Raw genomic sequence first — 13,006 nt, forward strand, 5'->3', positions numbered from 1 at the left:
GTCGATTCGGTATGTCGAATCCCATTCGAGGGCGGTGGCTGGGGAGCGCGTTGTTCGACCACCGGGACCGGGCGCTGGGAATTGTGAGATCGATCCCGCCACGTCGGCGGCATTTCTATGCCTCGGTGTACTCGGGATCACCACACGATGCGTGCTCAGATACGCCTGCGGACCCGGTTCGATGCGCACGTACACCCGTCGACCGTTGTGGCAGATTCGAGTGTGGACTACTCGGCGACTCCTGTCGAAATGCGGCTGGCTGGAACTGGAACAGGTCCAGCAGTTTCCGCGATCTGCGGAAGCGGATGCAGAGGCGGCGAGAGCGCTGGAATCGTCGGTATGACCGGCTCGTACGCCGGCCGCGTGCTGGCGGCAGGTGGCTCCCGCCCCTCGATCGTCGTGTACATCAAGACAGCAGCGATAGCAGCCACCACAAGGAACGCCCAGAATGCGATGTTGCGTCGGTCTCGCCTTCGGCCGGGCGTTCGAGAATGGTGCATCATGACCTCGTCATCGGCAGCAATTATGAGGGTGTTACGAATTCTCTGTCGTTTGTTTGGATGAATCCGTGGGTTACAGGTTCGTGCGGGATGGCTGCATCGGCGCAGGCGGATCGACGCATGTCGAGGGTGAGCGTGGCCGTCAGCGCCTGATGGGCGCTACCCCGCAGCCAGCGTGTCCTACAACCAGTTCCCGATCCCTGACCATCCCTTCGGTTCCGAGGTCGTCAAGGTCGACGACCCGTGTTCGGACTCGGACGTCACTTCGCGGACACCGCACGGCATCGCGATCATGTGCGTCAATGGTGAATGGGTACACGGTCCGTAGATCCCTCATGCGCACTATCGTCATGTTCGGTGGTTTCCGGACGAAACATCCTTGACGACTGCGTTTCTCGGGGCCATCTCGAATTCTGGGAACCAGCGGGCCTGGCGGCTTGCTCGATGACAGTGCGACGACACGGGCACCGGACTGCACGACCGAGATCGTCGTCCGGGAGCCACCCGTACTCATCGCATTGACTGCAGGTGGGAGGAAGCTTCGGGCGCGGCGGCCGGAGCTGCTGCCACGTCGAGATCCACGCGGAGGCAGAACGGGCCGGGTCTTGGGGTCGGTGTCGTGCGAGCGCAGCCTGCACGAGCGCATCGATGCCGTGAACGTCGACCGAGTGGGCGATCATCGTGGCTTTCTCTGCGGTGAGGGTGTCGAATCGTGCCTTGAGACCGGCCCGGCGGCACGCCGCGGCCAGGTCGTCGATTCGAGGATGCTGCTGCGCTGCGGGCACCGTCCCTGCGGGAGGTTCCGTGCGCGACCGTGCTGCAGGTTTATCTCTTGGTTCAAGGACGGTTCGGGTGACAGCAGCGTCACCCCGTTCATGCTCTGTTGTCACCCCGTCGGATGCCCGCATGTCACCCCGTGACTTCGGGCGGGGTGACGGCGCGTCGCCCCGCGGCATGCTGAGGTCGTAGCAGATGGGTCGGCGATCCTCGCGGGAGATCGTCGCCGCGACCCGTTCCTGATCGCCCCGGGTGATGAGTTCGAGTTCGACGAGCGAGCCGAGGCAGCGTTGCACTTGGCGTTCGCTCATCCGGGCGTAGCGGGCGAGGGTGCGCACCGAGGGGTAGGCGTGTTCGCCAGTGCGCGAGGCGTGAGTGGCCAAACCCAGGAGCACCAACGTCAATGCCGGTGCAGACGGCATGCCGGGTGGCGTGGGGGAGGGGATAGCTGCATGTTCGAGTGTCCAGGTGATCGCTTCGATACTCACGATGACACCTGCACATAGGTATGCTGAGGCACGTTCGACTCCTGAGATAGTCGGACATCCGGCCCGTCGCGATGCCAGTCGCGGCGGGCCATCTGTTCAGTTGTTCGCACGCACGTTCGGCGTGTGGTTTGCCATCCTGTCATTCGAGGTGACGGGCGTCAACGACCTGTGTGCTCCGTTTCGGCTCGCGGCGGCGAGGCCGACCGCATAGGATCTTGCTGATGGACGGGCAGTGTCCGTCGAGCCGGGCTGAATGGCCGGTATCTGCACAACATCCTCCCCTCAGCACGTGCAGAGATCGCCGCCGCGATGTGCATGGTGTCGCGGAAGCTCCGGAAGATCCAGCCGTGCGGCGAAGAAGAACGGCGTTCGACGCCGAGGGGAGACGATCGAAATCAACAGCGTCAGCGCAGGCGTCAAGCACGTACGGAGCGAGACGTCCGACATCCGCACTCACGGGCATCGCGCTCAGCGTCTGTACGGGATCATCCAGCCGTATTCGTGGGGATCCCGGACAGCGATTGCTGATCTGATGGGCAGACAGTATCCGACGAACGGTCCCGAAGCCGAGCTGTGGCTGGGTGCGCATCCGAACGGACCGTCGGTACTGCAATGTGGTGCTACTTTGGCCGAGGCGATCTCCGATTCGCCGGAATTGTCGCTGGGTGCGCACGCAGTGTCGAGATTCGGTGCGCAGCTACCGTTTCTGTTCAAGGTCTTGGCGGCCGACTCCGCACTGTCGCTGCAAGCGCACCCGACGCTCGAACAGGCACGCGCGGGTTTCGCTCAGGAGAATGAAGCCGGTATTCCGATAGATTCGCCCGTGCGGAATTACCGCGACGACAATCACAAACCAGAGCTGCTCGTTGCCCTCACCGAGTTTCATGCCTTGGCAGGATTTCGCGATGTAGCGCGAACCGTCGAGCTGATCACGGCACTGGACGTGCCCGAGTTGTCTGATTCTGCAAGAGAGTTGGTGTCTGGCGGCGTGCGTACGGTGTTCGAGAAGTGGGTGAACGTGAACGGCGACGCCGCGCACACCGTATTGTCAGCGTTGCTGGGCGGCTGCCGGCGCTACCTCGACAGGCACCCAGGTGGCGACTTCGGAGGCGAAGCGCAGATGCTGCTCGACCTGGCCGAACAGTATCCGCGGGATCCGGGTGTGCTTGCCGCAGTGCTCCTGAATCGTGTGGTGCTGATGCCGGGTGAAGGAATCTACCTCGATGCAGGGCATCTGCACGCGTATCTGCGTGGCACAGGGGTGGAGATAATGGCGAACTCCGACAATGTATTACGTGGAGGGATGACGACCAAGAACGTAGATCGCGACGAGTTGCTGCGAGTGCTCCGGTTCGATTCGATAGCGCCCCCGATCGTTCGCGCCGAACCATTCGCAGATTCCTCCTGGGATGCCGTGATCCTGCACTATTCCACGCCCGCGCAGGAGTTCCGATTGCGTCGTGTCGACATCGACGGGCGTCGTGCTGCGGGATCCGCCGGAGTGCGCCATTATGCACGCTGTCCGCAAATTCTCCTCTGCACGAAGGGAACGTGCAGGATCAAGGTGGAGGGAGTGGACACCATCGACGGCAGGGGCCGCTTCGTCGTGGAACACGGCGAATCGATGTGGGTGCCGGCGGGGGCGACGGTGAGCTTCGCTTCGGACGGCGCGGACGCCCAGGTGTTCATAGCCGCCGGGCCTTGATGCACGGATTTGCGAGCACCCCTGTTGGGCTCAGATAGGTGTTGTAGTAAGTCATTCCGCGACTGCGAAGAGAATGGGCAAACGTACGAGTTTCCCTGAAAGCCCCTGTCTCGCTTTACTTAGACACGAAAGACGCTCTCCGCTTGCCCTCGTTCACCTGTTGACCGTTGTCTTCGGCTTCGGCTTCGGCTTCGGCTTCGGCTTCGGCTTCGGTTCGGACGTTTCAGTATGTGTTCCCTTAGGTAGCGGGTACGCCATCGATGCTCCGACTAGAGCCGCGACCGGGAGCATCACAAACGGGTAGACCAAGACGTTATCGGTCAAGCTGACAGCGGCCACGCCGATCAACGAGAGTGTCGCTGCCTTATGGATCGGGTCACCCAACTGCGCCGATCGTCTCCACGTGGATACGACAAGTGACACGAATCCGACTGCGAACAGAAGAAACCCGACCAGCCCGAAATCATTCAGTATCCGCAAGTATTCGTTGTGCGGATGACTGATGTTGTCGAACTGCGCCGAGATCATCGCACTCGACGACCCAGGGCCATGGCCTGTCCAGAATGCGTTTTGCCACGAAGTCACGGTCATCTCCCATAACACCGTTCGTCCCGACGTGTTCAGTGAGACTCCGCCAAAGCTATACGCAGCGTCGCCCTCGAGGAATCGATCACGAAGTGGCGCCCACGTGGTGACGATCAGATACATCACGTAGTAGGCGGGGATGGCGGCAGCGAGAACCTTCACGATCCGACCGCGCCCCGAGGTAAGAAGCATCGACAGCGGAATCAGGACTGCCGCAACGAAGAATGCCGTGCGGGACAGCGTAAGTGCACAAGCGCCCACCAGGAGGAACGGTAGTGCCTTATCAAACCTTCCCTGTTGCGGCATGACCAATGTAACTGCGACGAGCACTACGAGCACAAGCGCGACCGATCGAGGGCCGTATATCTCTGCACCGGCGATCGACTGCGCTGCCGCGATAGCGCCGATCACGATGGATGCCCAGCGGACGGCACGAAGCAGCCAATCGGCGGATCCTGCTGAACAACTGGCGGCGACGACCGGGATGGCGGCCACGAACATCACGTAGACCGCCGCATTCTGCAGGCCCTCGACTGAAGGTTGAAACGCCAGCATAGTCACGACCCACACCGCAAAGAGTTTCAACGCGACCGGCAACGCAGAATCGTCGAATCGACCTAGCAGATAAGACTCCCGGCGCACAGACTTTCCGACGGGAGGGAGCGCCTGGGTGCGTGCGACGAAGAGCGCAGGAGTCACCATCAGCAGAGCGACCGCGACGCCGAGAGTCGCGGCTCCCGACAGGCTCAGCGGTCCCAGGCCGATGCCGGTTGGAATGTCTACGACGAGCGCCCAAGCCAACGCAATTGCGACAATGAGCGGAACCCGGGGCTTGAGGTTGGTCGCAGAAGTCACCTGCTGACTGTAGCTACAGTGAGCTCCCACTACCACTTGAACGATCGACTTACATGCGTTGGCTACTGGAGTTTCAGTCCGGCATCCGCTCACAGTCGATTAATCGTCTTCTGGACTCCGGCTCCTTCGTGCGTTGTGCACAGACTGCATTGACGACCGGTCAATGATCGTGGTTTCGATGTGAAGAGGAGTAACTTCCCCCATGCGGTATTGCATCGACTAGCGTGAATCGGTGTTGGTCTGTTCGAGGCGTTCGACAAGCCACTTTCGCAGCTCTGGACCGTATTCGTCGCTGTTCAGTGCGGTGTCGATGGCTGCACGTAGGTAACCTCCAGGATTGCCCAAGTCATGCCGTGTTCCACGGTGAACGACAACGTGCACCGGGTGACCTTCTTCGATCATCAGTGCGATCGCATCGGTCAGCTGTAGCTCGCCGCCGGCGCCCGGCTTGATTCGACGGAGTGCGTCGAAGATGTCGCGGTCGAGGAGGTAGCGACCAGCCGCAGCAAGCGTCGACGGAGCATTGGCAAGCTGCGGCTTTTCAACCATGCCCAGCACTTTCATCACGTTCGGCTTGGCGACACCGCTAACTTCCTTGACGTGGAAGATGCCGTACGAGCTCACCTGAGCTTTCGGGACATCGATTGCGCAGAGCACCGTCCCGCCGTGCTTCGCGCGGACCTGAGACATCGCCTCCAGAATTCCGGCAGGCTGGACGAGGTCGTCGGGGAGGAGAACGGCGATCGCATCCTCATCGTCCGCGAGAGACTGCTCGGCGCATCCTACGGCGTGGCCGAGGCCGAGAGGCCGATCCTGAATTACAGACTCGACCTTGAGCAGGCTTGACGACTTGCGCACTTTCTCGAGGAGCATGTGTTTACCCTTGGCAGCGAGATGGCTCTCGAGTGCAAGGTCCTCGACGAAATGCGACACGACCCCGTCCTTGCCAGGAGCGGTCACGATGAGCAGCCGGGACGCTCCGGAATCGGCCGCCTCGCCAGCCACCAGCTCGATGCCCGGAGTATCAACAACCGGCAAGAGCTCCTTTGGAACGGTCTTGGTCGCGGGCAGGAATCGTGTCCCCATTCCAGCTGCCGGCACTACCGCAGTGCGGAATGCCATGTGTGCTACCGATTTTACTTCCATTGTGGAATCTCATCCTCCTCTTGTCGAGTTTATGAACTTTGCCCGAATAACAGAGCTTCTAGAACGCGCAGCTCCCGGAAATGGGGTGTGACTTACATCTCTTTGGTGATGGATCTTCATCTATGCGGATCATGTCGTCTGCCCGGCGGGTGGAGTCTATGGCCGATCGTGGAACCATGCGAACTGAATTGTGATGCGAATCTTGGAGGTGCGCGCCGCATTCCACTGACTCGGAGCCGGAACACCGAGTTGCTGTGCCTATGCGTACTGGGAACTGACTAGCAAGCAGGTCCGAGTGAAGCGTTCGAACTGGACATCCGTTCATGCTGCTGATGAGCGAGAGTAACGATAGAGTCTCGTTCGTAGGTGCACGTGCGATGCTGCATGGAGCATCTGTACAGAAGGCGCGCTTCCGGCTGGGAAGCAGGCAGTGTTCGGTGCGGGGCTGTGTGACCGGGGAGGGTTGCGGCATCGGGCTGGACCGTCACCAAATGAACAGGTATGTCTCGGGGAGGGGACAACGATGATGGTTGGTTCGCGGTGACCGCGGTTGGTGAGAAGCGGAATCCTGCTTCTGAAGGTGGTCTTACCAGCGTTGATTCAACACTCGTAGAAGATGATTCGATCCCCGCTGGGACGAGATGGACATGGCAGACGTTGTACGTGCGCCGTCTGGTCTGGACGGACGCGGTAGTCGTGGTGCTTTCAGTCCTGTTGGCGCATATCGTCCGGTTCGGTCACGAGAATCTGCTCACGATGGACCCGGTCAGCACGCTGAACTACACATTGATCTCTACGGGGTTAGCTGTTGCTTGGTTGGTGAACCTTCGGTTGTTTCGTACCAGGTCACGTCGCGTAATCGGTGCTGGGTACGACGAGTATCAGCGCGTTGTGTCAAGTACGTTGCGGTTATTCGGCTTCATTGCCATTGTGGCCCTGGTATTTCGGTTGGAGCTGGCGCGGGGGTACTTGGCGATCGCATTGCCGGTCGGGCTTCTCGGGTTGCTAATCAGCAGGTGGATGTGGCGAAAGGTCGTGGCGAGGAAGCGCCGCAAGGGTGAATACACGACATCGGTGCTAGTCGTCGGCGGCGCCCGCGCGGTTCGGCACTTGGGCAGTACATTCGAGCGCAAATTCACCGACGGATATCGGGTTGTCGGAGTGTGTGTTCCCGCGTACTCCGGGGTGGTCGGCGAGGAAATTGATGTCGACGGTCGGCCTGTACCAATTTTCGGTGACGAGCATTCGATCGTCGAGGCCCTTGGTGCATCGGGCGCAGACACCGTTGCGGTAGCAGCAACCGAGACGCTCGGCCCAGAAGGCATCAAGGACCTGGTATGGAAGCTTGAACCATACAATGCGGATCTTGTCGTTGCTACTGGAGTGGTCGATGTAGCGAGCCCAAGGCTCGAAATGCGTCCAGTTGCTGGCCTCCCGTTGATCCACGTGGAGAAGCCAAGCTACCACGGTGCTAAACGCAGCGGTAAGAGAATCTTTGACCTGGCCTTTTCGGCGATTGCACTTCTGGCTCTTACTCCCGTATTTGCGGTCGTCGCTGTGGCTATCAAGCTGGACAACAGAGGGCCGGTGTTCTACCGATCTGAGCGAATAGGGTTGGACGGTAAACCGTTCGGAATGATCAAGTTCCGGTCGATGGTCTCAGGCGCGGACAAGCGGGTTGAGTCTTTGCTTGCACAGAATGAAGGTGCAGGCTTGCTCTTCAAGATGCGTGAAGATCCGCGTATCACCCGGGTAGGTAGGGTACTTCGTCGATTCAGCGTCGACGAGTTGCCGCAGTTCATCAACGTAGTGCGTGGTGAAATGAGCGTAGTCGGTCCGCGTCCACCACTACGACGCGAAGTCGAGAACTACGACGGTCGAGTCAAGCGACGCCTGTTGGTACGTCCCGGCGTGACAGGGCTATGGCAGGTTTCTGGACGTTCAGATCTGTCATGGGAAGAATCGGTCCGACTCGATCTGTCCTACGTGGAAAACTGGTCAATGGTCTCCGATGTATTGATCATTGGGAAGACCGTTAAAGCAGTTCTAGCGGCAGACGGCGCGTACTGAAGCCCTGAAATCCAGGATCGAGAGAAGACCGGAGCGTTTCCGATGAGTTGTCGTATTGCTGTGTTCGGTACCGGGTATCTGGGGGCGACGCACGCCGCGTGCATGGCCGAACTGGGGCATGAGGTACTGGGCATTGATGTCGATGTTTCCAAGCTTGCGAAGCTCGAATCAGGTGAGGTTCCATTCTACGAGCCTGGTTTGGAGGAGGTTCTCAAGAGGAACCTGGAGAATGGGCGCCTCAGATTTTCCTCCTCATACCAGGAGGCTGCCGAGTTCGCCAACGTTCATTTCATCGGAGTTGGTACGCCGCAGCGGAGGGGGGAGTTTGCTGCCGATCTCACCTACGTCGACGCTGTTATCGAAACCCTGGCTCCGCTGCTCACAGGGCGTTCGGTCATCTTCGGCAAGTCAACGGTTCCGGTTGGCACAGCCGAACGACTAGGAGCGCGCGCGAGGCATTTGGCACCGGCCGGCTCCCAGGTTGAACTTGCATGGAACCCGGAGTTCCTTCGTGAGGGGTTCGCGGTGAAAGACACGCTACATCCTGACCGTCTTGTCCTGGGTATCGATCCGCAGATTCGTGGACAGGCAGAGGAGGTTGCGCGCGAGGTCTACAGCCAACTTCTCGAGGAGGGGGTGCCCCTCTTGGTTACCGACTTGGCGACTTCTGAGCTGGTAAAGACCGCAGCAAACGCATTCCTTGCGACCAAGATCTCATTCATCAATGCGATGGCAGAAGTATGTGAGGCTGCGGGAGCGGACGTCACAATGCTTGCAGACGCGATTGGCTATGACGCTCGTATCGGTCGGCGTTTTCTCAATGCAGGGATTGGTTTCGGGGGCGGCTGCCTTCCCAAGGACATCCGTGCGTTCATGGCCCGCGCGGGTGAGATTGGAGCTGATGAGGCGCTGACGTTCCTCCGGGAGGTCGACAACATCAATATGCGCCGGCGGACGCGGATGGTTGAGCAAGTGCGAGATACGGTTGGGGGATCGCTGATTGGCGCCCGCGTTGCTGTCTTGGGCGCGGCCTTCAAGCCGGATTCGGATGATGTCAGAGATTCGCCTGCATTGAATATTGCGGGGCAGATTCAGCTTCAGGGTGCGTCGGTGAGCGTATTCGATCCGAAGGCGACAGAAAACTCACGCCGGATATTTCCCACCCTCGGGTACGCCACCAGCGTAGAAGACGCATGTGCGGGCGCAGATGCGGTCTTGGTGCTCACCGAGTGGACGCAATTCCGCGAACTAGACCCGAACGATCTTCAATCGGTCGTGCGTCGGCGCAGCGTAATTGATGGAAGAAACTGCCTGAACCGAAATCGGTGGCTCGACGCAGGATGGGAATATCGTGCTGTCGGTGTTGGAACTCGCAACGACTTGGAACGCAAATCCTGATAATAGTCCGTTATACCGAGTCCGTTATACCGGTACTCCGGTGAAACCCGCCATCGATCATCGAATCCATGAGGAAAGCATGTCGCAACTCGGAAATCGCTCACAGGAAAGAATACGCGTAGGCAAGGTGCCCTTTGACCCTGCAAGTCTGCCGGAGGCGGTAAATATCGTTCTGGATGCTGGGAGGCGTCGAGACCCAGTTCCGGTCAGGCTATCGAATGCATACTGCGTGGCTCTCGCATCGAAGGACGCAATATACGCAAATCTACTGAATGGGCCGGGAATTAACTTCCCAGATGGTACGCCAGTTGCGTGGTTTATGAAAGCCCGAAATTCGGGTGATTCCTCCCCATCGACAGTGCGTGGACCATCCCTATTCGCCGACACTCTTGCGTTGACCGCGGGCGCCGGTCTTAGCAACTTTTTCTTGGGTACCACCGATGAAACGCTGTCAGTCCTCAGTGCGACGATGTCCGAAAAATATCCCAATATCGATATCGCGGGAACCTACGCTCCGCCGTTTGCTCCGTTGACGGATGCGTTCATCCAGGACTGCTACGAACGGATCGAAGAGAGCGAGGCTGATCTGATCTGGGTCGGGCTGGGCACTCCGAAACAAGACTATGTTGCTGCACAGTTGGCGAAGCGCCTGGGACGGCCTTGCGTTGGGGTCGGCGCTGCGTTCGATTTCCTGGCGGGCACTGTTCGCGAGGCGCCTCTCTGGATGCAAAATTCGGGAACTGAATGGATCTATCGCTTCGCGAGCGAGCCTCGCCGGCTCTGGAAGAGGTACGTATTCGGAAACGCGAGATTTCTCTACACTGCAGTTGTCGAATCTGAGAAATAGGATCAGTCGTGCGTATCGGTGTTGTTCATAGCTTCTACTCCAGCGCGGCACCTAGCGGTGAGAACACTGTCGTGCTTGCGCAAATCGAAGCTTTACAACGGGCAGGCCACAAGGTCGAGCTCTTCGCGAAACATACCGATATTGAACAAGAACAACCACTCTACTCGATCAAGTCTGTCCTTCGAGCTGCGAATCTTTCGGGGCAGGATCCGAACCGGGAACTCGAACTCTTCTCTCCGGATGTCGTTCACATCCACAACCTATTTCCGAACTGGTCGACGCGGTGGACCCGGAGGTGGAGTTCACGCTTGGTCGCAACCTTGCATAACTACCGAACTGTATGCGCGTCGGGAATTCTCTGGCGTGACGGCCATGATTGTGACGATTGTCTGCAGTCCACAGCGCTTGCTGCGGTACGTAACAAGTGCTACAGGGACTCGACTCTTGCCACGATGCCACTGGCGTTTGGCTCGCGTCGCTCAGGGGCACATGCACCCGTCCTTCAGAACGCACGGACGCTTATCACGCTGAATACGCAGGCGCAGGAGCGCTTCCGCAGGCTGGTCTCCGGCCCAAACGTTGAATTAGTACCGAACTTCGCGACCAGTGGGGTTCACGGTTCGGCACCTGTCGGAGAAAGCTGGGCCGTGGTAGGGCGACTCACTGCGGAGAAGGGGATCAGCTGGCTGCTTGACCATTGGCCGCATGATCGACTCCTGGAGATCGCTGGTACCGGACCGCTCGAGAGCGAAGTCGCACAGGCTGCCGAGGCGGAGCCGAGTCGCTTCCGGTATCACGGACAAGTCGATGCGGAGCGCGCTCGGTCGATCATACGATCGGCACGGGGCCTGGTGCTTCCGAGCCTGTGGTCGGAAGGAATACCGACCGTGGCCCTCGAAGCACTGGAAGCAGGGACACCAGTCATCGTGTCGGACCGTTGCTCTGCGGCGAACGAACTCACGCATGGTGGTGCCGGCCGAGTCTTTACCGCGGACCACGACGGGAGTTCCCTCTCGTCAGCGATTTCCGATATCGCGTCCGGCGGTAGCACTGCGCGGAGTGCCGCAGGTGCTCTGTATTCCCGTACTTTCACAGAGTCGGCCTGGTTGGCCAGAATAGAGAGCATATACGACCAAATAGTACGTTTGAGGCCACGTACATGACGTATTCGATTACAGGTACGCCCTCTTCTTGGTTTAGACCGATGCTACGTGAGTGGCGAGGACTCGACCGTGGGTGGCGAATCAAGTGACTGGACGACATCGGCTTCGGACCGCGAGTCGATCAGGTCGCAGAGCTCGTTCGGCTGCGTCGGCATTTTCTCTCTCATTCGCGAACGTGTTCCGAACGCTTAGTATTCTACTTGTCACAATATTTCTCGGCCGTTCGCTCGGCCCGAGCGTAGTGGGAACTTTCTCAGTTCTTCTCGCCACTGTAGCGGTTCTGCAATCGGTTTCGATCGGGGGTCTGTCAGGTGCCGCGGTCCATAAACTGCTGACCGCCGGAGACGAACCAAGACAGGCTATCGAGGTGATTGTTGCGGCGAGATTGATCCTGATCCCCGTGATCTACATCATCGGGATTGCTGTCGTGCTAGTGGGCTTCGGGTCTGGCGATGCCAGCGCTATTGCACTCGTGATGTTCTTTCTCGGTTACGCGATATGCACGTTCGATGTTCCTGAGCTGATTTGGACGAGTCGGAGTAGATTTACCTATATTGCCGTGCGACGTATCGTCGTAGTTGCGGCTATCGGTGTTCCTAAAGTGATTGGTGCAGCTTCAGGGGAGTACGCGCTCGTTATTGCTATGCAGGGTTTAGAAGCAGCTTTTTGGCAACTGTGCTTGGTTCGTGGATCGGGAGTTTCCAAGAGGCTACTATGCGCAAGTATCCGTAAGCTTAAGGCAGGACTGCGGCAAATCAACGAGTTGAAAAATCTGTGGCTGTCGTCAATCGCATCGGCATTGGCGATGCGAAGCGACATCTTCGTCGTTACAGCACTATTAGGTGCGGCTGCTGCAGGTCAATATTCGACGGCTAGCCGCTTTGTGGAGGCTGCAACAATTTTGGCAGTCGCGATGACCACTGTCTCTTTCAACCCTCTTGTCAAGTCCAGTTTCGAGGCCGACAGCTATCGGCGTCAATCCGCCGCTGTGGCTCGGATTATATTTGCGGTTGGGTTTGGAATTGCCGTCGTCCTAGTCTTGATCGGACCACGCGTGATTGAACTGCTGTATGGCCCTGAATTCGAGGTGGCAGCAAGCCTGATTGCACTGTATTCGTTGACCACCATCCCAATCTTCCAGCGGCAACTGATTAGCAAATTCTTACTGATCGAGCGCGCCTACGGATACAGCCTTGCGAGCAATGCGGTGAACCTGGTTGCGAACATCATGCTCAACATAATACTAATTCCGCTCTACGGAATTTGGGGTGCAGTGTTTGCTGCACTGCTCAGCTATTCGATCTCTACGTACCTAATTTTCCTTTTCACTCAGAGAGGGCGGGACATATTGATCCTCTCGGTTGGCTCTGTCGCATCGAGTTCCTCAAGGTTGGCACCGGCGATAAATCGCTCGTTGATTGGCAGGAAGGTTGTGGATAATGTCTCAACTCATAATGGCTAGGCGTCGCTTG

9 protein-coding genes are annotated in these 13,006 nt (G+C 58.7%); 6 read left to right on the top strand and 3 right to left on the bottom strand.

The window, feature by feature from the left end; genetic code table 11:
• Nucleotides 1-799: 799 nt before the first annotated feature.
• Complete coding sequence (locus ACZI8W_RS05265; RefSeq protein WP_463367432.1) at nt 800-1,765, bottom strand: helix-turn-helix domain-containing protein; 966 nt, start codon at nt 1,763-1,765, stop codon at nt 800-802.
• A 445-nt stretch (nt 1,766-2,210) separates the two neighbouring features.
• On the opposite strand from ACZI8W_RS05265, the gene manA reads away from it, so the two are divergent.
• A complete protein-coding gene (gene manA, locus ACZI8W_RS05270) occupies nt 2,211-3,470 on the top strand; it encodes a mannose-6-phosphate isomerase, class I (protein WP_463367540.1) in 1,260 nt (419 codons plus the stop codon).
• A gap of 153 nt (nt 3,471-3,623) precedes the next feature.
• On the opposite strand, the gene ACZI8W_RS05275 is transcribed toward manA, so the two are convergent.
• Both ACZI8W_RS05275 and ACZI8W_RS05280 read right to left on the bottom strand, forming a co-directional pair.
• Nucleotides 3,624-4,910, bottom strand: a complete 1,287-nt coding sequence (locus tag ACZI8W_RS05275) for an O-antigen ligase family protein (protein WP_463367433.1) — start codon at nt 4,908-4,910, stop codon at nt 3,624-3,626.
• A gap of 219 nt (nt 4,911-5,129) precedes the next feature.
• Nucleotides 5,130-6,056, bottom strand: a complete 927-nt coding sequence (locus ACZI8W_RS05280; protein WP_463367434.1) for a UTP--glucose-1-phosphate uridylyltransferase — start codon at nt 6,054-6,056, stop codon at nt 5,130-5,132.
• A 540-nt stretch (nt 6,057-6,596) separates the two neighbouring features.
• Here ACZI8W_RS05280 and ACZI8W_RS05285 point away from each other — a divergent pair.
• The 5 genes from ACZI8W_RS05285 (at nt 6,597) to ACZI8W_RS05305 (ending at nt 12,996) form a co-directional block, all read left to right on the top strand.
• A complete protein-coding gene (locus tag ACZI8W_RS05285) occupies nt 6,597-8,126 on the top strand; it encodes a sugar transferase (RefSeq protein ID WP_463367435.1) in 1,530 nt (509 codons plus the stop codon).
• A gap of 42 nt (nt 8,127-8,168) precedes the next feature.
• Complete coding sequence (locus ACZI8W_RS05290; RefSeq protein ID WP_463367436.1) at nt 8,169-9,524, top strand: UDP-glucose dehydrogenase family protein; 1,356 nt, start codon at nt 8,169-8,171, stop codon at nt 9,522-9,524.
• A 79-nt stretch (nt 9,525-9,603) separates the two neighbouring features.
• Nucleotides 9,604-10,371, top strand: coding sequence for a WecB/TagA/CpsF family glycosyltransferase (locus ACZI8W_RS05295; RefSeq protein WP_463367541.1), 768 nt, complete (start codon nt 9,604-9,606; stop codon nt 10,369-10,371).
• An 8-nt stretch (nt 10,372-10,379) separates the two neighbouring features.
• Nucleotides 10,380-11,534, top strand: coding sequence for a glycosyltransferase family 4 protein (locus ACZI8W_RS05300; RefSeq protein WP_463367437.1), 1,155 nt, complete (start codon nt 10,380-10,382; stop codon nt 11,532-11,534).
• Nucleotides 11,535-11,619: 85 nt separating this feature from the next.
• On the top strand, nt 11,620-12,996 hold the full coding sequence (locus ACZI8W_RS05305) for an oligosaccharide flippase family protein (RefSeq protein WP_463367542.1): 1,377 nt from the start codon (nt 11,620-11,622) through the stop codon (nt 12,994-12,996).
• Nucleotides 12,997-13,006 lie beyond the last annotated feature (10 nt).

The sequence above is a fragment of the Rhodococcus ruitaii genome, assembly GCF_055230935.1.